This is a genomic window from Mesorhizobium sp. M6A.T.Cr.TU.017.01.1.1, assembly GCF_004023115.1.
In the GTDB taxonomy this organism is placed as follows: Bacteria; Pseudomonadota; Alphaproteobacteria; order Rhizobiales; family Rhizobiaceae; genus Mesorhizobium; species Mesorhizobium mediterraneum.
The window spans coordinates 1-22,155 of record NZ_RZTA01000113.1; the positions used below are offsets into that span (position 1 = coordinate 1).

General features: G+C 62.8%; 19 protein-coding genes. 16 read left to right on the plus strand and 3 right to left on the minus strand.

The window, feature by feature from the left end; translation table 11 throughout:
* The first annotated feature begins 249 nt into the window (after positions 1 to 249).
* Complete coding sequence (locus EOB36_RS27240; protein WP_095484187.1) at positions 250 to 735, plus strand: antitoxin Xre/MbcA/ParS toxin-binding domain-containing protein; 486 nt, start codon at positions 250 to 252, stop codon at positions 733 to 735.
* A complete protein-coding gene (locus tag EOB36_RS27245) occupies positions 732 to 1,241 on the plus strand; it encodes an RES domain-containing protein (protein WP_128286105.1) in 510 nt (169 codons plus the stop codon). The genes EOB36_RS27240 and EOB36_RS27245 overlap by 4 nt, the downstream gene beginning before the upstream one ends.
* Positions 1,242 to 1,268: 27 nt before the next feature.
* Here EOB36_RS27245 and EOB36_RS27250 read toward each other — a convergent pair whose 3' ends face one another.
* Positions 1,269 to 1,832, minus strand: a complete 564-nt coding sequence (locus EOB36_RS27250; protein WP_128286106.1) for a sugar O-acetyltransferase — start codon at positions 1,830 to 1,832, stop codon at positions 1,269 to 1,271.
* Positions 1,833 to 1,994: 162 nt separating this feature from the next.
* Between EOB36_RS27250 and EOB36_RS27255 the strand changes: the two genes are divergently transcribed.
* The 6 genes from EOB36_RS27255 (at position 1,995) to EOB36_RS27280 (ending at position 9,717) form a co-directional block, all read left to right on the plus strand.
* Complete coding sequence (locus tag EOB36_RS27255; RefSeq protein ID WP_128241906.1) at positions 1,995 to 2,456, plus strand: DUF4126 domain-containing protein; 462 nt, start codon at positions 1,995 to 1,997, stop codon at positions 2,454 to 2,456.
* Positions 2,453 to 3,829 carry an FAD-containing oxidoreductase gene (locus tag EOB36_RS27260; protein ID WP_128286107.1) on the plus strand — a complete coding sequence of 459 codons (1,377 nt, stop codon included), beginning with the start codon at positions 2,453 to 2,455 and terminating at the stop codon, positions 3,827 to 3,829. The genes EOB36_RS27255 and EOB36_RS27260 overlap by 4 nt, the downstream gene beginning before the upstream one ends.
* Positions 3,830 to 3,979: 150 nt before the next feature.
* Positions 3,980 to 5,161, plus strand: a complete 1,182-nt coding sequence (locus EOB36_RS27265) for an MFS transporter (RefSeq protein ID WP_128286108.1) — start codon at positions 3,980 to 3,982, stop codon at positions 5,159 to 5,161.
* Between the two features lie 73 nt (positions 5,162 to 5,234).
* Positions 5,235 to 6,308, plus strand: a complete 1,074-nt coding sequence (locus EOB36_RS27270; protein WP_128286109.1) for a succinylglutamate desuccinylase/aspartoacylase family protein — start codon at positions 5,235 to 5,237, stop codon at positions 6,306 to 6,308.
* 257 nt (positions 6,309 to 6,565) lie between these two features.
* On the plus strand, positions 6,566 to 8,755 hold the full coding sequence (locus tag EOB36_RS27275; protein WP_128286110.1) for an anthranilate synthase: 2,190 nt from the start codon (positions 6,566 to 6,568) through the stop codon (positions 8,753 to 8,755).
* A gap of 47 nt (positions 8,756 to 8,802) precedes the next feature.
* Positions 8,803 to 9,717, plus strand: coding sequence for a cation diffusion facilitator family transporter (locus EOB36_RS27280; RefSeq protein ID WP_206637215.1), 915 nt, complete (start codon positions 8,803 to 8,805; stop codon positions 9,715 to 9,717).
* A 123-nt stretch (positions 9,718 to 9,840) separates the two neighbouring features.
* Here EOB36_RS27280 and EOB36_RS27285 read toward each other — a convergent pair whose 3' ends face one another.
* Positions 9,841 to 10,848, minus strand: coding sequence for a glycosyltransferase family 10 (locus EOB36_RS27285; protein ID WP_245467907.1), 1,008 nt, complete (start codon positions 10,846 to 10,848; stop codon positions 9,841 to 9,843).
* Between the two features lie 168 nt (positions 10,849 to 11,016).
* Positions 11,017 to 12,090, minus strand: a complete 1,074-nt coding sequence (locus EOB36_RS27290; RefSeq protein ID WP_128286112.1) for a hypothetical protein — start codon at positions 12,088 to 12,090, stop codon at positions 11,017 to 11,019.
* Positions 12,091 to 12,186: 96 nt separating this feature from the next.
* Here EOB36_RS27290 and EOB36_RS27295 point away from each other — a divergent pair, with 96 nt between their 5' ends.
* The 8 genes from EOB36_RS27295 to EOB36_RS27340 form a co-directional block, all read left to right on the plus strand.
* On the plus strand, positions 12,187 to 12,624 hold the full coding sequence (locus EOB36_RS27295; RefSeq protein WP_127293224.1) for a DsrE family protein: 438 nt from the start codon (positions 12,187 to 12,189) through the stop codon (positions 12,622 to 12,624).
* A gap of 72 nt (positions 12,625 to 12,696) precedes the next feature.
* Complete coding sequence (locus tag EOB36_RS27300) at positions 12,697 to 13,497, plus strand: SDR family oxidoreductase (protein ID WP_128286113.1); 801 nt, start codon at positions 12,697 to 12,699, stop codon at positions 13,495 to 13,497.
* Between the two features lie 45 nt (positions 13,498 to 13,542).
* The gene (locus EOB36_RS27305) at positions 13,543 to 13,851 is read left to right on the plus strand and encodes a putative quinol monooxygenase (protein WP_095484177.1); all 309 of its coding nucleotides are present in this window, start codon (positions 13,543 to 13,545) and stop codon (positions 13,849 to 13,851) included.
* Between the two features lie 71 nt (positions 13,852 to 13,922).
* Positions 13,923 to 15,011, plus strand: coding sequence for an AbrB family transcriptional regulator (locus EOB36_RS27310; protein ID WP_128286114.1), 1,089 nt, complete (start codon positions 13,923 to 13,925; stop codon positions 15,009 to 15,011).
* A gap of 175 nt (positions 15,012 to 15,186) precedes the next feature.
* Positions 15,187 to 17,298, plus strand: coding sequence for a TonB-dependent siderophore receptor (locus EOB36_RS27315; RefSeq protein WP_128286115.1), 2,112 nt, complete (start codon positions 15,187 to 15,189; stop codon positions 17,296 to 17,298).
* A gap of 637 nt (positions 17,299 to 17,935) precedes the next feature.
* Complete coding sequence (leuA, locus tag EOB36_RS27330) at positions 17,936 to 19,612, plus strand: 2-isopropylmalate synthase (RefSeq protein WP_164897627.1); 1,677 nt, start codon at positions 17,936 to 17,938, stop codon at positions 19,610 to 19,612.
* 193 nt (positions 19,613 to 19,805) lie between these two features.
* Positions 19,806 to 21,584: a hypothetical protein gene (locus EOB36_RS27335; protein WP_128286118.1), complete on the plus strand. Its 1,779-nt coding sequence runs from the start codon at positions 19,806 to 19,808 to the stop codon at positions 21,582 to 21,584.
* A 99-nt stretch (positions 21,585 to 21,683) separates the two neighbouring features.
* Positions 21,684 to 22,155, plus strand: a 472-nt coding sequence (locus EOB36_RS27340) for an alpha/beta fold hydrolase (protein WP_128286119.1), incomplete at its 3' end; no start/stop codon positions are given.

Below are 22,155 nucleotides of genomic sequence, written 5' to 3' on the forward strand. Positions count from 1 at the left end.
CTTCGAGGCCGGGTTCGGCAGCGCCACATCGCTGCGCCAGCATTTTGCGGCGCGGCTCAGAACCTCGCCCGCGCAGTACCGGCGAGAGTTCTCTAAGAGCACTCAGGAGGAGCGCGTAGCGTACGCGCCGAGGTGAGGCAATCGCTTCAGGTTTGCGCTGCCTTTCTCTGCTCCCGACCCTACCGTCCTTGAAAAGGCTTGCGTCATCTGTCATATATTAAAGTGACAGATGACGCTAAGAGGCACGCCGTGGCGATGGCATTGGAAAAGACTGCACCAGCAGCAAAAAATAATGAACTTCAGAAGGTGGCCAGGTTGCTCGGCGGCACTCGCATTCTATCGCGGCACCTCAGGAGCGCATTGGATGCCCATGAGCTGCTTGTGCACGGCCTGCCGGGTTCGGCGCTGGACCATCTCCTTGGGCAGCTCGTCTTCATCCAGAAGACTGATTCGCTCGAGAAGGCCGTCGGTATGAGCTTGCGCACCTACCAGCGCCGTAAGGATGCTCCTTCCAAGCCTCTCAGCCAGGACCAGAGCGGACGAACCTGGAAATTCGCGGAGATCCTGTCGAAAGCGACCGATGTGTTCGGTTCGCAAGCGGAAGCGGAGCAATGGCTGGAGCGCCCGGCGATCGGGCTCGACCAGCGCCGTCCCATCGATCTTCTGGCAACCCCGGCGGGTGTCGAGCTTGTGGAAGACTATCTCGAGCGGCTTGAATACGGCGTTTATGCATGACGCCGCTCCCGGCCGCACTTGGCGGCTCCGACCTCGTTGGCTGGCGTCTCGATCAGGCTGCGTTTGCGCCTACATGGGACAGTGGCGAGGGCGCATACAGGGTCGGCGGTCGATGGAACAGCAGAGGCGTGCGCGCAGTCTACTGCTCAATCGATCCTTCGACTGCGATTCTCGAAGTCGCAGTCCATAAGGGCTTCAGGGCGCTCGACACGATCGCGCATGTGATGACCGCGGCGATAATCAGCGATGTCACGGAAGTGCATATCGTCAACCCTGGCGCCGTTCCCAACCCTAATTGGCTGCGTCCGGGCATCCCGAGCTCTGGGCAACAGGCATTCGGCGATGATCTTCTCCAACGACATCGGTTCGTGGTGATTCCGAGCGCGGTGTCCCAGAATAGCTGGAACCTGATCTTCGACGCGAGCGTCGCGAAGGGCGCATATGCCATGAAGATCCAGGAGGCCTTTGCGCTCGACACACGATTGCATCCACCTCCTGCCAAATGACCGGGCTTACCTCGCTCTAATACCCGCTCATGCTCGGCCGCGCCTGACCGACTGCGCCGGGTTGCCGACGACCGTGGTGTTTGGCGGCACGTCGCGAGTCACTACCGCGCCGGCGCCGACAATGGCGCCGTCGCCGATGCTGATCCCGCCGAGGATGATGGCACTGCCGCCGATCCAGGCATTGTCGCCGATCTCGACCGGCTTCGCGATCTCCAGTCCTGCCTGTCGACCCGCCGCCTCCTTGTGATGCTCGGCGCAATAGATCTGCACATTGGGGCCGAGCAGCGTTCCCTTGCCGATGCGGACTGGCGCGGTATCGAGGATGGTACACCCGGCATTGAGGAAGACGCCGTCGCCGAGAACAATGTTGAAGCCATAGGCGCAGTGGAACGGCGCCTCGATCCGGGTGCCCGGGCCTACTACTCCGAGCAGCGACTTCAGGGCCGGTCCGATGTCGCCGCGCTGCCGGGGCGGCAGCGAATTATGCTCGAACACCGCGTCGCGCGCCATGACCCGCAGCGCCTCCAGCTCTGGATCGAGACAAGTATACCACTCGCCCGCTGCCATTTTTGTGCGCTCGCTTGTGTTCAAGGCGATGTCCTCCTGCCTTGCCATGCTGTTTCAACGTGGTGTCAAAGCACAGTCCATAAAGATCGGGTAACGCCACAGATCGCAGGCCTCTGGTCAAATGCCGCGCCTATGCTAGCCTGCTCTGGCAGGGTTGTCTGAGCCCGGCCATCGAGGGGATCAATCATGCTGTATATTCTCGCACTCCTGATTGGCGTCGTTGCGGGCCTTCGTGCCATGACAGCGCCCGCCGCCGTCGCCTGGGGCGCTTGGCTCGGCTGGCTGCCGGTCACCGGCACCTGGGCTGCTTTCATGGGTCACTGGGTCGCCGTCGGCATCTTCACCGCCCTGGCCATCGTCGAGCTTGTCGCCGATCAGTTGCCGTCGACGCCGAGCCGCAAGGTGCCGCAGCAGTTCGGCGCGCGCATCGTCTCGGGCGCCTTCACCGGCGCTGTGATCGGCGCGACCGCCGGCGCCACCATCGGCGGCCTGATTGCCGGCGCCATCGGCGCGGTGATCGGCACGCTGGGCGGCGCCGAGCTGCGCAAGCGCCTGGCCATCACCCTCGGCAAGGACCTGCCAGCCGCCCTTATCGAGGACGCGGTGGCAATCACCGGCGGCCTGCTGATCGTGGCGGCAGTGGCATGACGGCAAAGACATTCGACACCATCATCATCGGCGCCGGACAGGCCGGCCCGCCGCTCGCCGGCCGGCTGACGGCGGCCGGCATGAGCGTGGCGCTGATCGAGCGAAAACTGGTCGGCGGCACCTGCGTCAACACCGGCTGCATGCCGACCAAGGCCATGGTGGCAAGCGCCTATGCCGCGCATCTCGCTCGCCGCGCCGCCGACTACGGCGTGACGCTCTCCGGTTCGGTCGGCGTCGACTACAGGGCGATCAAGGCACGCAAGGACAAGGTGTCGAACGACGCCCGCGGCAATCTCGAAAGCTGGATTGCCGGCATGGACCATTGCACGCTCTATCGCGGCCATGCACGCTTCGTCACCGCCAACACGGTGCGCGTCGGCGATGATCTTCTGACCGCCGAAAAAATATTCCTCAACACCGGCGGCCGCGCCTCGGTGCCTGACCTGCCAGGCGTCAACGACATTTCGTACCTGATCAACTCATCGATGATGGACCTCGACGTGCTGCCGCGCCATCTGGTCGTCGTCGGCGGCAGCTACGTCTCGCTCGAATTCGCGCAGATGTTCCGCCGCTTCGGCTCAGAAGTCACGGTGATCGAAAAGAGCCCGCGGCTGATCGCCCGCGAGGACGAAGATGTCTCGGCCGCCATTCTGTCCATCCTCGAAAACGAAGGCATCACGGTCCATCTCGGCGCCGACGAAATCAGATTCGCCAAGCAGGGCAACGAAATTGCTGTGACCTTCACCGCCGGCAAGGCGCCGGCGGTTGGCTCGCATGTGCTGCTGGCAGTGGGCCGGACGCCCAACACCGACGATCTCGGCCTCGACAAGGCCGGCGTCGAAATCGACAAACGCGGCTTCATCGTCGTCGACGATCAGCTGCGCACCAGCGTGCCCGGCATCTGGGCGATGGGCGACTGCAACGGCAAGGGCGCCTTCACCCACACCTCCTACAATGACTACGAGATCGTCGCCGCCAATCTGCTCGACAACGATCCGCGCAAGGTGAGTGACCGCATCGAGGCCTATGCGCTCTATACCGACCCGCCGCTCGGCCGCTGCGGCATGACCGAGACAGCGGTCAGAAAGTCCGGCCGTCGCGCGCTGGTCGGCCTGCGGCCGATGACCCGCGTCGGCCGCGCCGTCGAGAAAGGCGAGACGCAAGGTTTTATGAAGATCCTGGTCGACGCCGACACCAAGGAAATCCTCGGCTGTTCGGTGCTCGGTCCCGGTGGCGACGAGGCGATCCATTGCGTCCTTGACCTGATGTACGCCAAGGCGCCGGTCAGCACGCTCGCGCGGGCAACCCATATTCACCCCAATGTCTCGGAACTTCTGCCGACCATCGCCCAGGAGCTGAAGCCGCTGGCATAGGCCGCTCTGCATTCACCGCAGGCGGCAAACGCGCAACGCAGTCGCGATCCGCTGTCCATTTTTGCAATGCTGCATTGCAGCAATCGCCCTTGTGCACGGGGCAGCTCTGCCGACAGTCTCAATTTTGAACCGATTCAGTCCGGACTTCCCATGCCCCTGCCGATCCTAGCGCTTGCCATTGCGTCCTTCTGTATCGGCACCACCGAATTCGTCATCATGGGCCTGCTGCCCGAGGTCGCCGCCGACCTCGGCGTCTCGATCCCCTCGGCCGGCCTGCTGGTCACCGGCTATGCGCTCGGCGTCGTCTTCGGCGCGCCGGTGATTGCGGTGGCCACCGCACACATGCCGCGCAAGCCGGTGCTGGTTGGCCTGGCAGTGCTGTTCGTCGTCGGCAACCTATTGTGCGCGATCGCGCCCAATTATTGGATGCTGATGGCGGCGCGCGTCTTCACCGCTTTCGGTCACGGCGCCTTCTTCGGCATCGGCTCGGTCGTCGCCGCCAGCCTGGTGCCGCGCAACAAGCGGGCCAGCGCCATCGCGCTGATGTTCGCCGGTCTGACCCTGTCCAACATCCTTGGTGTTCCCGGCGGCACAGCACTCGGCGAAGCCTACGGCTGGCGCGCCACCTTCCTGGCCGTGGTCGGGATCGGCCTTATCTCGGTCGCAGCCATTGCCTGGCTGGTGCCCGCCGGCATCACCCAACCGAGCGGCGGCGGCCTGCTTGGCGAGGTGCGCGTGCTCGGCAAGCTGCAGGTTTGGCTGGCGATGCTGATCTCGGCGCTGGCGTCGGCCAGCCTGTTTGCCGTCTTCACCTACATAAAGCCCTATCTCACCGACGTATCCGGCCTGTCGACCGCGACCGTGACCTGGGTGCTGCTGCTATTCGGCGGCGGCATGACCATCGGCAACATCATCGGCGGCAGGCTGGCCGACTGGAAATTGATGCCGACGGTGATCGGCACGCTTTTGATGCTGGCGCTGCTGCTCGCCGGCTTTGCCGAATTCGGCGCCATCGCAGCCGTGGCCGTCTTCATCGTTTTCCTGTGGGGTCTGCTCGTCTTCGTCATCGTGCCGCCTTTGCAGATCCGCGTCGTCGAAGCGGCCTCCGAAGCGCCGAACCTCGCCGCCACGCTGAACCAGGGCGCCTTCAACATCGGCAATGCCGCCGGCGCCTGGGTGGGCGGCGTGGCACTTTCGCTGGGCGTGTCCTATGCCAATCTGCCGCTGGTTGGCGCAGCGCTCGCCCTGATGGCGGTCGCCGTGGCAGTGATGTCGCAGACGTTGGACCGCCAGCTGCTGGTGACGCACCCCGCGCAACAGTTGCGCCCATAGCGCAGCAGACTGGACCAATCGACAGCGTATCGGCGAAAGGGCATGTGTCCGGCCTCTTTCCTGGAGGAGTATCATGCAGAAATCGATCGAGCGCATCGCCGGCGACAGCGAGGGCGTTTCCTACGAATTCCCGACCTTCCGCTTTGACGGCAGCGACAAGGCAGCAACCTCAGCCTATCTGCAGGCCGCGCTGCATGCCGGCGAACTGCCGGGCGTCGTCGCCATCGATGCGCTGATGCCGATGCTCGAAAAGGCCGAAGCGGAAGGCCGCATCAAGGGCAATATCACCGTCGTGCCCCAAGCCAATCCGATCGGCCGCGCCCAGTATCATTTCGGCGAGCATCAGGGCCGTTTCCACTTGGGCACGCGCACCAACTTCAACCGCGGCTTTCCGCTGCTGGCGGCGCCGGACACGACGCTCTTGCCGGACACCACGCTTGGCACGGCCGATCAGCGGCTGAAGACGCGGCTGCTGCAGCTGTCGATCGGCCACGACATCGTGCTCGACCTGCACTGCGACGACGAGGGCCTCGCCTATCTCTATGTCCACACCAGCCTGTGGCCTGAAATGGCGGATTGTGCGGCCGCCATGGGCGTCGACGCGGTGGTGCTGTGGGATGAGGACACCGACGGCACCTTCGAAGGCGCCTCGATCACGCCGTATCTGAACGTCCCCGCCGATGTAGCGCGGTTTGACCGGTGCGTCGCCACCACAGTCGAGTATCGAGGCATACTCGATGTCGATGGCGCTCTGGCCGCTTCCGATGCCGAAGGGCTCTATCGGCTGCTGGTGGCGCGTGGCGTGATCGTGGATCAGGCCTTGCCCGCGCCCGGCGGCTTCACCGGTTCCAATTCTTTCACCGGTATCGTCGCACTGCTCGAGAACATCGACATGATGCCGGCGCCCCGGGCGGGTGCGATCCTTTATAATGTGAAGCCCGGCGACCGTGTAGAAAAAGGCGCACTGCTCGCCACCATAGTCCATGCGCCGGGTGAAGCCGGTGGCCGCACGCAGGTGTTCGCGCCGCAAGCGGGCATCATCCTGACGCGGCGGTCCCGGCGCATTATCCGTGCCGGCGAAGATCTGCTGAAGCTGGTCGGCGACAGGAAGAGCGCCGATGCAAGGTCGGGAACGCTGGAGGATTGAGGGCTCATGCCCTTCTCCATGCCCTCCATTGAATCCAGTTGCGCGGCCGTTCAATCGCCGCTATTGGAATCGCCATGAACATGCGCTCGATCAAGACCGTTTGGTGGTGGGCTCGCTGACAGCGGCCTGTTCGAACGCGTGCGCGTGAAAATAGAAGGTGGCCGCAACGGAATGTCCGGGCGGCCATTTGTTTTTTCAAGCCATGCCCGGGTCCGTTGCCCCAAGACGCTGATACCCAGACGCTGATGGAGACGGCAATGACGACGAAAATTCTGGAGAACGGGGCGGAGCGCTTCGTCACGGCGGGTGGCGTGACGATTACCCGCGAGCGCCACGACCGGCCCTATGAAGGCGCGATCGACGGCTATATCGATGGACTGAATGCGCGCCGCGGCGCCGTGTTTTCCTCGAATTACGAATATCCCGGTCGCTACACGCGCTGGGACACCGCCATCATCGATCCGCCGCTGGTGATCTCGGCGCGCAGCCGCGCCATGCGCATCGAGGCGCTGAACAGCCGTGGCGAGATGCTTCTGCCGGTGATAGGCAAGGCGCTCGGCGGCCTTGACGACGTGACGATCGCCGAGACGTCGAAGAGACTGATCCGCCTCGATGTGGCCAAGCCTGGCCGTGTCTTCACCGAAGAAGAACGCAGCCGCGTTCCCTCCGTCTTCACCGTGCTGCGCGCCATCACCGCTCTGTTCAAAACGGAGGAAGACGCCAATCTCGGCCTCTATGGGGCCTTCGGCTACGATCTCGCCTTCCAGTTCGATCCGGTCGACTACAAGCTCGAGCGCCAGCAAAGCCAGCGCGACCTGGTGCTGTTCCTGCCCGACGAGATCCTGGTCGTCGACCACTATTCGACCAAGGCCTGGACCGACCGCTACGACTATTCGGGCGAAGGGTTTTCGACCGGGGGATTGCCGCGCGACGAAATCGTCGAGCCGTTCAAGACCGCCGACCGCATCCCGCCGCGCGGCGACCATGAGCCGGGCGAATATGCCAATCTGGTGCGCAAGGCGATGGAGAGTTTCAAGCGCGGCGACCTGTTCGAGGTGGTGCCCGGCCAGATGTTCTATGAGCGCTGCGAGACGCCGCCTTCCGCCATCTCCCGCAAGCTGAAGACCATCAACCCCTCGCCCTATTCCTTCTTCATCAATCTCGGCGAGGGCGAATATCTGATCGGCGCCTCGCCCGAAATGTTCGTGCGCGTCAACGGCCGCCGTGTCGAGACCTGTCCGATCTCCGGCACGATCAAGCGCGGCGACGACGCCATTTCCGATTCGGAGCAGATCCTGAAATTGCTCAATTCGAAGAAGGACGAATCCGAGCTGACCATGTGCTCGGACGTCGACCGCAACGACAAGTCGAGGGTCTGCGACCCAGGCTCGGTGCGCGTCATCGGCCGCCGCCAGATCGAGATGTATTCGCGGCTGATCCACACCGTCGACCACATCGAGGGACGGCTGCGCGAAGGCATGGACGCCTTCGACGCGTTCCTGTCCCATGCCTGGGCGGTCACCGTCACCGGCGCGCCGAAATTATGGGCTATGCGCTTCATCGAGCAGAACGAGAAGAGCCCGCGCGCCTGGTATGGCGGGGCGATCGGCATGGTCAATTTCAACGGTGATATGAACACCGGCCTGACGCTTCGCACCATTCGCATCAAGGACGGCATCGCCGAGGTGCGCGCCGGCGCCACGCTGCTCTTCGACAGCATTCCCGAGGAAGAAGAAGCCGAAACCGAATTGAAGGCATCCGCCATGATCTCCGCCATCCGCGACGCCAAGTCAGGCAATGCCGCCGACACCGAGCGCGCCACCGCGCGCGTCGGCGACGGCGTCAACATCCTGCTCGTCGACCACGAGGACTCCTTCGTCCACACGCTGGCCAATTATTTCCGCCAGACCGGCGCCAATGTCTCGACGGTGCGCACGCCTGTGCCGGACGAGGTCTTCGACCGGCTGAAGCCAAACCTGGTCGTGCTGTCGCCTGGCCCCGGCACGCCGAAGGATTTCGACTGCGCCGCCACCATCAAGCGGGCCCGCGCGCGCGACCTGCCGATCTTCGGCGTCTGCCTCGGCCTGCAGGCGCTGGCTGAAGCCTATGGCGGGGAGCTGCGGCAATTGCACGTGCCGATGCATGGCAAACCGTCGCGCATCCGCGTGTCGAAGCCGGGCATCATCTTTTCCGGCCTGCCCAAGGAGGTGACGGTCGGCCGCTACCACTCGATCTTCGCCGATCCGGTTCGCTTGCCCGACGGCTTCATCGTCACCGCCGAGACGGAGGACGGCGTCATAATGGCCTTCGAGCACAACAAGGAGCCGATCGCCGCGGTGCAGTTCCACCCGGAATCGATCATGACGCTCGGCCACAACGCCGGCATGCGCATCATCGAGAACATCGTTGCGCATCTGCCGCGCAAGGCCAGGGAAAAGGCGGCTTAGCCCGAGGGGTTCGTATTGGGATTTCTTCCCCAGTGACCACAGCAGAAATCAAGTCGGCGGCGAAGAAGAGGGTTGCCAGCCTCGCCTTCTGGTCGATCGTCGTCGCCTGCGTCGTGCTCGGCCTGAAGCTGGCGGCCTGGCACGTCACCGGTTCCGTGGCGCTGTATTCGGACGCGCTGGAATCGATCGTCAACGTCATTGCCTCGGCCGCCGCCTACTGGGCGATCCAGGTCAGCTTCAAGCCGGCCGACCAGGATCATCCGTTCGGCCACCACAAGGCCGAATATTTCTCGGCTGTTCTGGAGGGCGTGCTGATCGTGCTGGCAGCCCTTCTGATCCTCAACGAAGTGTGGTGGTACTGGCAGCATCCCGCCCCGCTCGAACAGCCCTGGACCGGCCTCGCAATCAACGGCGTCGCGACGGTGATCAACGCCTTCTGGGCCTGGACGCTGATTCGTGCCGGCCGTGCCGAGAAGTCGCCGGCTCTGGTCGCCGACGGCAGGCACATCATGACCGACGTGGCGACCTCGGTCGGCGTGTTCATTGGCCTGGTCGGTGCCGTGCTGACCGGCTGGCAAATTCTCGACCCGGCACTTGCGGTCATCGTGGCGCTGAACATCCTGTGGCAAGGCTGGCACGTGATCGGCTCGTCGATGAACGGACTGATGGACCGCGCCGTCGACACGCAGGAGCACATGCACATCCGCGACGTCATCTCGGCCAATTGCAAGGGAGCGCTGGAGGTTCACGATCTCAAGACACGCATCGCCGGCCGCGCCACCTTCATCGAGTTCCACCTGGTCGTCGATGCCGGCATGTCGGTGGGCGCCAGCCACGTCATTTGCGACCGCATCGAGGACGCGCTGAAGGCGGAAATCCCCTCGGTGCGTGTCACCATCCATGTCGAGCCCGATGACGAGGCAAAACTGCCCAAGGGCACGACGGCCGTGCCGTTCGCGTGAGGCGGCGAACGTCGATGGTCCCTTTCAGGGACGATCGCACATCCTAGGGATTGGTCGCACATCCATCCCTTCCTCATCCCAGGCCTGCGCTCCGCTTTGCGTTCGTTCCGCCCTAACTCAGGCTCAGCTAGGCACTCTCTTCCTCCACTTTCGCAGCCGCGTGCTGAAGTAGGCTCGCGGACCAAAAGGCAATGTCGGCCGGCCGGCGGGCCGTTCCTGACCGCGCTCGTCGGTCACCTGATGCACGAATTGCATCAGGCGATAAAACACCGGGGGGTCGCGATCCTGCACGAGGCGGGCGAGTTCGTCAGGTAATGGTTTCGAGCGCCAGGCAAAGTATGCCTCGTATGCCTTGGGCGTCACGATGAGGTATTTCAGATATGCTGCCAGCACTGCATAGCTGCTGAAGTCTGCAGCGTTGATGTAGGAGCCGGGCGGGGCGAATTCGTGCACGTTCGATGTGCCCAGATAGATCGGCACTGATCCGGCTTCGAAGGCATCGAACAGCTTTTCGGTGACGTAGTCGGTCTCGGTCGAGTTCTCCAATGCGAGGCAGAATTTGTAGCGGGAGACTGTCTCGATCTTCGTCTTGCGGCCGCGATCGGGGCCTTCGACTGTCCTGTTGCGGAAATACCGACCGTATGAATCTATCTTGATGTGTTCGGCCAGGCTCTTCAAGAGATCGAGCCGGCCGCTATAGTTCAAGGGCGCCGATTGGAAGGCTACCACCGGAGCCGCTTCTGTCTTGGCGCCTATAGGCTTTGCGCGCACCGTGTCCCACCACCGGGAATTGGGCAAATAGGGGCACCAAATCTCAGAGCTGCGCTCGTGCGACATCGTGAAGTCGAAGTGCCGCATGAGTTTCTGGTCCTTTATGATTTTGTAGTTTGAGCGGGCTTCCATATACCAGGCTATCCAGTACTGGCCCGGATATCGCCATGCGTCACCAATTTCGCGGAAGTTCGGAATGTGGAAGACGACCGCTGTCGCTTCAGCAATTCTACGCTTGTCTAGGGTAAATTCGCCCGGCAGATCGCATTGAATAGACGCGACGTCGACGGGCTTGCTGAAAAAAGTCGTGTAGAAGAGGACGAGCGGCTCTTTTTTAGGCACGGCAAGCAATGTGGACATCTCAATACTGCTCAATACTGCGGCCTGGGCTGTGTACCCGTCGACGCTAAAGGCAATTGCGTGTTGCTTGAGCCACCCGCGCGACGATGGCGGTTTTGGTCTGATCCTGATTGCATCCAGGTCCTCGTCATATCCCGCCAATCCCCAAACCGAGAAACGGACCCCTAATCAAGGCGTGCAGGCAGATTGCGGCATCGGCTCGAGCCGGTAGACCTTGTCGTCGGATGCGGTCTCGCCTTCGGCCGCCTTCGAGCATAGGTCGACGATCGGCAGGCTGCTGTTGGGATTGGCCAGCATCATCGTGCCGTTGGCGCCGCGGCGCAGATAAATCTCCCTGGCCGCGATGTCGCAGGAAAAGTCGCTCGTCTTCGCGCTCGCCACACAGCGCCACTGGTCCGCTTCCCCTTCACAACTGTAGCTCTGCGTGACCTTGGCAGCCTTGTGGCGCGTGGTGACGGAAACGGCAATGTCGGCACCATCAGGCCAGCTTGCCGGATCGCCATCCATAGCGAAGGAGGCCAGCTCGATCGGGCCTCGGAAAACCCGGATAGTCCGGGTAGACTGATCGGGATGCGAGCCAAGATGCGCGGCATCGTAGTCGCGCCCGTAGCAGAAGGGCTGGTCCGGCTTCAGCCGCTCACGCAGCGGCGCTCCCAGCGCCGGATCGATCGGATCGATGCGAGCGAATTCGGCCTTGCAGGTCTGCGCCGGCATGGGGTCGAGCCGAAAGCCGTCGTCTTCTGTGCCGAGTGCCTGCCTGGTAAACTCCTTTTCGCCAAGTTCATCCTCGGCGCCGGCATCGAGATAAAGGTTGCGCTGCACGCCGGAGATGATCAGCCGGCCTTTTTCATCGAGGTTGAGCGAGGCCATGGTGCGGTCGCATTCCATGCCGCAACGGATCTCGCTCGACTGCGGATCGTCCTTGCCGCACCAACCGCCGACCCACTCGGGCTTCTTGGCGCCGCGCACCGTCGTGGCCACGAAGCCGTTGTAGCCGGACGGACCGCTATTCGGCTCCTCGTTCGGATGGCTGACCGGATAGCTGCCATAGTAGAAGAAGATCCGTGCCACCTTCTGGTTCGGATGCGCCTTGAGATGTGCGGCGTCATAGACACGCCCGAAACAGGCATCCTTTCCGTCCGGGCTGAGTTCGGTGAGCTTGTCGTCGGCAAGGGCCGTGCCGGCAAGTGCGGCAAGCAAGGCGACACCAAGTCCGGCGCCCATAAAGGTCTTCGACGTCATGTGCCCCTCCTCGCCCGACAGGACGTGGCTTCAATTTATGCTAGGATCGGGGCCGAAGCCACGCAATTTGCGAGGCCGGCACAGGAGGATGAAGCCATGCGACGCCGCGATATTTTCCGCGTAGGCCTTGCCGGAGCCGCCGGCCTTTTCGGGCTGCGCCAGGTCGAAGCGGCGGCTGTGGAAGAGGAAAGGCAAAAGGTCGCCTACCACCTCAGCGATCTCGACAAGGTCGGTTTTGTGCTGGGCAACATCAAGAACCACTATGACGGTACCGGCGGCAAGGTCGACATCGTGCTGGTCGTGCATGGACCGGCACTCGCCGCTTTCAAGTCGAAGAGCGCGTCGGCTGGCATTGCCAGCCGTTTTTCCGGCCTCGTTCGCGACGGGCTGACCCCGCATGCTTGCGCCAACACAATGCACGGCATGGATGTTGCGCTCACCGATCTGCTCGATGGCTTCCATGCCGCCGAGACCGGCGGCGTCGTCAAGCTCGCCGAATTGCAGCGCCAAGGCTACGCCTATTTGCGGCCGTGAGCCTCTACGGACTTGAACGCGAGGACTGCGACGGCCTACGAAGAGTAAGTAGAGTCGCTCGGAGGAATAGACGTGCCAGCCACCACAACCAGCCTTGGCCCCCCCACCTTGGTCGTCCCCGACCTCGCCGGCAAGGCGGTGCTGATCACCGGCGCTTCGACAGGCATCGGGGCCGCACTTGCACTGGCTTATGCCGCGCAGAAATGTCGTGTTGCGCTGCATTACAGTTCAAGTCGGGCGGCTGCCGAAAACCTGGCCGGGACCATCCGCAACGGCGGCGGCGAAGTATTCCTCGTCCAGGGCGATTTCTCGATCCCCGCCGATGTCGAGCGCGTCGTCGAGGACAGCGCGCAACACTTCGGCCGGCTCGATGGCCTCGTCAACAATGCCGGCGGCATGCTCGGCCGCGTGCCTTATGCCGAGCTGACCGAAGCGCATTACGACGCGGTGATGGACCTCAACGCGCGCTCCGTGCTGACTGCCTCGCGCAAGGCGATGCCATGGCTGAAGCGCCAGGGCGGCTTCATCGTCAACACCTCGTCGATCGCCGCGCGCAATGGCGCCGGCGGCGGCGCCGGCCTTTACGGATCGGCCAAGGCCTTCGTCTCCAATGTGACGCGCGGCATGGCCAAGGAACTGATCGGCTTCAACATCCGCGTCAACGCGGTGGCGCCGGGCACCATCGCGACGCCTTTCCATGAGCGCTATTCGACCGACGAGCAGATGAAAGGCATGGTGGCTACCATTCCACAGGGCCGCGCCGGCACGCCCGAGGACTGCGTCGGCGCCTATCTGTTCCTCTCGTCCGCTCTGTTAAGCGGTTACATCACCGGCCAGGTGATCGAGGTGAATGGTGGCCAGTTGATGCCGTGAGCGGCGACCTGCATACTTGTCGCGGAAGCCAACGGAGAATCTGCAATGTACGGTCTGATCGGCAAGATGCGGGCGACGCGCGGCCAGCGCGACGCAATGATGGACGTTCTGCTTGCCAGCACCGGCTCCATGCCGGGCTGCCTGAGCTACATCATCGCCACCGATCCGGCCGATGCCGACGCAATCTGGGTGACCGAGGTGTGGACCGACCAGGCAAGCCACAAGGCTTCGCTGCAACTGCCGGAAGTCCAGGCAGCGATCGCCAAGGCGCGGCCGATCATCGCCGGCTTCGAATTCCAGGTCGAGACCCAGCCCGTAGGCGGCTTCGGCCTGCCCGCCGTCAAAACCGCCTGACGCCTGAGAGCGGACGCATTTTTCGCCATCGCGGGGTTCGCATCTCCCCGCTTCAGGTCTAAGACCGAAAAATGGATTCCCTGCCAGACCAGCCGACCGTCGAACGCATGGCGCGGATGCCCAAAGCCTGGCAGTGGCTGGCCCTCCTGATCTTCTCGATCCTCTTTGCCGGTGCGCTGGAATTCGCCGCCTTGCCGGCGGCGCTGCTGATCGGGCCGATGCTGGCGGCGATCCTGGCCGGCACCAACGGCGCCACGGTGCGTGTGCCGCGCCCTTCGTTCGGCGCCGCCCAGGCGATCATCGGCTGCCTTGTCGCCGGCTCGATCTCTGCCGACATCTTCCCGGTCTTCTACAAGGAATGGCCGCTGTTCCTCGGCACCGTGGTGGCGACCGTCGCGGCATCCAGCCTGCTCGGCTGGCTGATCAGCCGCTGGCGTATCCTGCCCGGCAGCACCGCCGTCTGGGGCTCGTCGCCGGGCGCGGCCACTGCCATGGTGCTGATGGCCGGCGCCTTCGGAGCCGACCAGCGCCTCGTCGCCTTCATGCAATATCTGCGCGTCATCTTCGTCTCGATGACTGCGGCGATTGTCGCAAAGATGTGGGTCGACACATCGGGCATCGAGATCCCGGCCATCATCTGGTTCCCGCCGATTGATCCAATGGCCTTTGCCGCGACACTTGGCGTGGCGCTCATCGGCAGCCTCGTCGGAAAGCTGCTCAGGCTGCCGTCACCCTTCTTCCTCGGCACCTTCATTTTCGGCACCGCGGTGCATCTCGGGCTAGGCGTGACGATGCAGCTACCGCCCTGGCTGCTCGCCCTCGGCTATACGATGATCGGCTGGACCATCGGCCTGAATTTCACCAGGGCAATTCTGCGGCACGCGACGCGGGCGCTGCCGCAGATCGTCGGCTCGATCATCATTCTCATCGCCTTCTGCGGCGGCCTCGGCTTCATGATCAGCCATGTGCTCGGCATCGATCCGCTGACCGCCTATCTGGCGACCAGCCCCGGCGGCATGGACAGCGTGGCCATCATCGCCGCCGCCGCACAGCACGTCGACATCTCCTTCGTCATGGCGCTGCAATCGGCCCGCTTCCTCGTCGTGCTGCTGATCGGACCGAGCCTGGCGCGGCTGGTGGCGCGAAGTCTGAGGGAATAAGGACCTGCCGCGTCTTCCCCGGTATTCGTAGTCGGCTTCACCGAAACCGGACGAGTTTTGCGACCCGGCGACAGCACCGGCCAGCCTGGGCGCGAGCCGCAAAAAATACTTGACTCAAAACTCAAATTTGAGAGCGCGGGACCGCAATCCTGTACCGAACAGTGGAGACGAGTTGATGCGGACGCGACCGACGACATGGCGCTTGGGGATATCATTGCTGGGCAGCGCTGCGATGCTCAGCCAGTTCGGGCCGGCTCGCGCTCAGGACGGCGGAAACATCACCGTTCTCGATAAAATATTGGTGGACGCCGAGAGCGACGAGATTCTGCTGCAGGATGGCTATGTCGCCAAGAAGGACCGCATCGGCACCAAGACCGACACGCCGATCGTCAGGATTCCGCAGGCCGTTTCGGTGGTGACGCAGAAGCAGATCGAGGACCAGAAGCCGCGCACGCTGAACGAATCGCTCGGCTATACAGCCAGCGCCAACCCCAACAGCTTCGGCTTCGACACCCGTTACGACGCCTTCTTCCTGCGTGGCTTCCAAGCCTTCTACAATGGCCTGTTTCGCGATGGGCTGCGCCAGTACAATGGGCCCTCGGCATGGTTCAAGACTGAGCCTTACGGCATCGAAGGCGTCACCATCCTGAAAGGTCCCGCATCTTCCCTTTATGGCGTCAGCGGTCCGGGCGGCATCGTCAACGTCGTCACCAAGCGCCCCAAGGAGGAGCAGTACCGCGAAGTCGAAATGCTCATGGGCGAGCATAACCGCTTCCAGGCCGGGCTTGACGCATCCGGTCCGGTGAACGAGGACGGCAGCATCCTCTATCGCTTCACCAGCCTCGGCCGCAACAGCGATACCGACCTGCCCGGCTACCCCGACGACAAGATCTATCTGGCGCCGGCGGTCACCTTCAAGCCGGACGAGGACACCAAGCTCACTATTCTCGGTGAATATTCGAAATCCGTCACCGGCGGCACGGCTGCGTTCTACAATCCGACCTATGGCAATCTGTCGAACGTCTACGAGGGCGATCCCGCCTGGAACGACTTCGACCAGACCCAGGGCCGCATCGGCTACGAGTTCGAGCACCGTTTCAACGACGTGCTGACGGTTCGGCAGAACCTGCGCTACAACGCTGTCGACGCGGACATCGAATACAGCGGCAATTATTCGATCGGCCAGGATCAGCCGCTGCAGCGCTACTGGGGCCACTATACCGAGGACATTAAGAACTTCGTCGTCGACAACATGGCGCAGTTCGAGTTCGACACCGGGCCGGTCAAGCACACTGCGGTAGCCGGCATCGACTACGCCTGGTCGGACTATGATGCTGGTAGCGGGTTGTCCTACGTTTCCATCGACGACATCAAGGCCGCTCCGGTCCCCTACGTCGGCGGGCAGGAGATGAACCAGGTCGGCGTCTATTTGCAGGACCAGATGGAGTGGAACGATTTCACCCTGTTCGCCAGCGGTCGCTACGACTGGGTCGACACCACTTCCACCGCCGCCGACTTCACCAAGTCCAAGCAGGATGACAGCGCCTTCTCCGGCCGGCTTGCCCTGTCCTACCAGACGGAATGGGGCATCACGCCCTATGTCAACTATTCGACGTCGTTCTCGCCCAACATCGGTTTCGTCTATGATGACGTCAACAGCGACATCACCCGCGTCGCCCGCCCGACCAAAGCGACGCAGAAGGAAATCGGCGTCAAATACGAGATTCCGGATTACAACGCGACCATCAGCGCCGCCCTGTTCGACATCGACCAGAAGGATGGCGTCGTGTTCGATGCCTCGACCGGTATCAACAAGCAGCGTCAGCTCGACCTGAATTCGCGCGGCATCGAACTGGAAGCCAATGCCTCGCTCGACAACGGCTTCAGCGTCATCGCCTCTTACACCTATCTGCGCGTGAAAATCGAACGCGGCGCCGAGGGAACCGTGGGCAAGGAACTGTCGGCGACGCCAAATCACATCCTGTCGCTCTGGGGACACTACCAGTTCGAGAACGGCACGCTGGAGGGCCTGGGGCTGGGCACGGGCGTTCGCGTCGCCAGCAGCAGCTACGGCGATGACACCAACACTTTCAAGAACGAGGCGCGCGCCTTCGTCGACGCCTCCCTCTCCTATGATTTCGGCTACCGCAATCCCGACCTCGAAGGCGTGAAGCTGCAGGTCAACGCCAAGAACCTGTTCGATAATCAGAGGACCATCTGCTCGGCCGGCTATTGCTATCGCGACGAGGGCCGCTCGCTATTCGCCAGCTTGCGCTATCGCTTTTGATGTCCATCGTCGCCGGCGCAGTCCTGCAGTGCCGGCCTCGCGCCCGTGCCGATAAAGCCAGGTAATGTCGATGATCTCCCCCGTGGCGAGCGGATTCCGGTCTTCGGAACCGTCGACTTCGACAAATGCCTCGGCACGTGTTGACGGCGAAACATTCGCCCTGGACACGCAGGCAGAACGCCGTGATCTCTTTGGTGACGGCGGAGCACGCCAGGACGCTGCCCACTGGACGCCGCCCACTTGCCTCTCCTTGGCCGCTCCTATATGAGAACCACCATGACTATCCGCGCCACCTCCGTCGCTTCCCGTCAGACCGGCTTTGCTGGCGAGACCGTGCGCGCGCTTGCTTCCACCCTGCTGCTTCTCGGCCTTATCGGCGATCGCCGGGTTCGCTGAAGGAGCGCCCGGCGGTCGAACCGCCGCTCACGCGCACGCTCCTTGGCCAGTCTCAAAATTGGCAAGTCACATCAAGCGAATGAACATCTGATAAAGGCGCCGCTCGGCACCAAATCCGTCTGAAGGCGGATCCCGCGAGCCGCCGGGAGAGACGACAATGAACGCACGAGAAGAAATCCACGCAGATAGTGGGGAGATGGGCAAGGGTGCCGCAAAGGCCATGCCAGAGGCAGCCCGGGGCATGCCAGAGGCAGCCCGGAAATACCAACCTTACCCGACCGTCGGCCTCACCGACCGGATTTGGCCGTCGAAGGTCATCGACAAGGCGCCGATCTGGTGCTCGGTCGACCTGCGCGACGGCAATCAGGCACTGATCGACCCGATGGGCCACGAGCGCAAGGCGCGCATGTTCGCCCTGCTCCTCGACATGGGCTTCAAGGAAATCGAGATCGGCTTCCCGTCGGCCTCGCAGACCGATTTCGATTTTGCCCGCTGGTGCATCGAAGAGGGCAATGTATCAGCCGACGTCTCGCTGCAGGTGCTGGTGCAGTGCCGGCCGGAACTGATCACCCGCACCTTCGAGGCGCTGCAGGGCGCCACCAACCCGATCGTGCATTTCTACAATTCGACCAGCGAATTGCAGCGCCGCGTCGTCTTCGAGAAGGACGTCGCCGGCATCAGGCGGATCGCCACTGATGCGGCCAAGATGATCACCGACATGGCGGCCAAGGCTGGCGGCGGCTACCGTTTCGAATATTCGCCGGAGAGTTTTACCGGCACCGAGCTCGAAGTGGCGCTGGAAATCTGCAACGCCGTCACCGAGATCGTGAAGCCGACGGCAGAAAACAAGCTGATCATCAACCTGCCGTCCACGGTCGAGATGTCGACACCCAACATCTATGCCGATCGTATCGAATGGATGTGTCGCAACCTCGACAACCGCGAGAACCTGCTCATTTCGCTGCATCCGCACAACGACCGCGGCACCGGCATCGCCACCACAGAACTCGGCCTGATGGCGGGCGCGGATCGCGTCGAAGGCACGCTGTTCGGCAATGGCGAGCGCACCGGCAATGTCGACATCGTCACGCTGGCGCTCAACATGTACACGCAAGGCGTCGATCCCAAGCTCGATTGCTCCGACATCAACCGGATGAAGGACGTCTACGAATATTCGAACCAGTTGAAGATCCCCGAGCGTCATCCCTATGTCGGCGAGCTCGTCTACACGGCGTTTTCCGGCTCGCACCAGGATGCCATCAACAAGGGCATGAAGGCGTTGCGCAAGGCCAACACACCGTACTGGGAAGTGCCCTATCTGCCGATCGACCCGGCCGATGTCGGGCGCAACTACGAGGCGATCATCCGCATCAACTCGCAGTCCGGCAAGGGCGGCATAGCCTATGTGCTGCAGGCGGACTACGGCCTCAACCTGCCGCGCAACCTGCAGATCGAGTTCAGCCAGGCGATCCAGGCGATCACCGACGCCGAAGGCAAGGAGGTGCCGGTCAAGCGCATCTACGAGCGCTTTCTCGACACCTATGTCGACCAGCCCGGCGCGCGGCTGAAGTTCCTCGACCACCACACCTATCCGGACATCGAGACCAAGGGCCGGCGTGCGGTAGAGGCGGTCATCCTCGACAGCGGCAAGGAGGTGACGATATCAGGCTCCGGGACTGGGCCGATCGACGGCTTCGTCGACGCGCTGTCGCGCCATGTCGGCGTGCCGATGTCGGTGCTCGACTATTCGGAGCACTCCATGCAGCGCGGCTCGAATGCCTCGGCCATCTCCTATGTCGAGATGGAGCACCCCGACGGCAAGCTGTTCGGCGCCGGCATCAACACCAACATCGTGGCCGCTTCGCTGGAAGCCGTGGTTTCCGCCGCCAACCGCATCATCGGCCGAAAGGTCGACTAGACAAGCGTCGAAAGCTCACAGCTGGAGCAAGATGAACCAAGATGGTATCATCTTGCTCCGGTCTTTCGCACCATTAACCACCGGAGAATTATCCGGTGGGGTACGCGATCGCATAATGGATGCATGCTTGTATGGCAGTGCAGGCTCTATATGATTGCGTCTTAACCTGTGCCGACTTCGAAAGGATCGACACTTGCAGCATGCCACGCCTGCCGCCCCCGCAGTGCGCGAGACGTTGGAACGATTGCTAGCCAGCGAAACGTTCGGACGATCCGAGCGAGCGCGTAAACTGCTTCGCTATCTGGTCGAGCGCGAGCAGGCAGGCGAAGCCGACAAGCTCAAGGGCTTTTCCATCGCGATGGATGTTTTCGGCAAGGACGGCGATTTCGATCCGTCGACCGACGCCGTCGTGCGGGTGCAGGCGGGCAGGCTCCGCGAGCTTCTGCAGCATTACTTCGCCAATGAGGGTGTTGCCGAGCCGATCCGCATCGCCATTCCGCGTGGCGGCTATGTTCCATCCTATGAACTCAACGCGATCCGCCTGCCGCTCGAGCCGGCGCCGGAGGAACACGCCGAGGCGGCGGCGACCTTGTCGAGATCGCTCGAAGAACCAGGTATGGCCGCTCGTGCCGCATCGTTGATGTCCCCTGTCGTTCGCGAGCCGGCGCCCTCGCTGCTGCGCCATCTCCAGTTCTTCTGGTTGGCGATCGCTCTGGTCATCGCCATGCTGGGAGTGCTGATCCTTCGTCAGGGAAGCGGCGCATTGCTGGCGGGAAGCGATACCGCGTCGACGATCGAAAACGCAGTGGCAACCGGCAGCATTGCGCCATGGGCTCCGATTGAAACCCTTCCGCTCGTCTACATTGCAGTGAAAGCCGACAGCGCCGAGGCTGCCCGCGTCGCGGCATCGCTGCGCGCCGGCCTCAGCGGCTTCGATACGGTCAACTTCATCGGTCGGGACGCCGACGGCCCGCCCGATCCGGTCACCGATGCAATCAGTTTCGTATTCGATGTCTTGCCGGGACCAACGGCAGGCGATGTCACCCTGGAGCTTCAAAGCGTGGCGACCGGACGGGTCCTGCTGTCACGCAATTTGACTGCCGCCGACAGCACACCCACCACCGTCGAGGACAGTGTCGCCGGCATTTTGAGTTCGGCCATTCCCGCCTCGGGCACGATCTACAACTATATCGAACAGAGCGGCCTTCAAACCGGCCTGACGGAATGTCTGCTGCTCAACGACAAGTACTATCTCGACCAGGGCGCCAAAACCCATGAGGCTGCCTATCGCTGTCTCGAAAACCTGGTCAATCGGGATGCGAAATCGTCGCTTGTCTATTCGGAACTCGCGGCCCTGCATCTCGAGACGGCGACAGATCACTACGCCTATCCAGCCGGTGCAACGATCGAACAGGCGCTGTCGCTTGCCCGTCGCGCCGTGCAGATGGGGCCGACCAGCCCTTATGCGCACCGTGCCTATGGCTATCTCAGTTCCCGCCTCGGCAATTCGGAGGAATCGATCCGCTGGATGCATAAGGCCTACGAACTCAACCCTTACGATCTCAGCATGGCGGCAGCTTACGCCTATGGGCTGATTTTCGCCGGTAGGTACAGGGAGGGAACACCGATCCTTGCGCACGCCGCCGAAACCTCCAGCGCCCATCCGACCTGGTGGGACTACGGGCTTTTCGTCGGCCAGTTCATGACGGGCGATATGAACAAGGCCGCGCTTGCCAGCGAGGCGTTGCAAGCGACGCCGACGAAATCGCACTATCTGGCTGCGCGGCTGATCGGCGCGAAGGCAGCCGGCCGCGATCAACTGGCGCACGAACTCGTGAACCAGATGACTGTCAAATTCCCGAAATTCGCTGCCGATCCGCGCGCGACCTTTGTCGAGAGGCGATACCCCGCCGATCTGACCGATCGGCTGGTCGAGGCCTTGCGGGCCGCCGGGCTCGGCAACGCCAGCTAAAAAATAGCACGGCAGATCGCAAAAATTTTACTGGCCATCGTCTTGGACAAGGCGCAATCCAGCCACAATTCGCAATTCGCATAAAAACCATAAATTTTCATGATTTCATCCCTTTACACTGCCGAACGGGGCGCCGGCCCGAGGACAGTTGTCTTCCTGCATGGCTTCGGCGGCTGCCACGACGACTGGCACGAGGTGATTTCGACACTGGCGTTTGGTTCACGAACGCTGGCCTACGATCTTCCGGGCCATGGGCTATCACTCGATTTCCCGGGTGGCGGTCCGGCCAAGGCGGCCGCTAAGGCCGTTCTTGCGGACCTCGCCGCGCGCAGAATTAAGAGGGTGCATCTCGTCGGCCATTCTATGGGCGGAGCGGCGGCAGTGCTGATGGCATTGGCCGAACCCGAAAGGATAGCGTCGCTGACGCTTCTGGCGCCGGGCGGTTTTGGGACTGAGATCAATGGGCCGCTGTTGCGCCGTTATGCCGCCGCTGCCGGCAAGAGTGAAATCCGCGCCTGCCTCGCCGCCATGTCCGGACCGCAAAGCCTGCCCTCGGAGCGCATCGTGGATG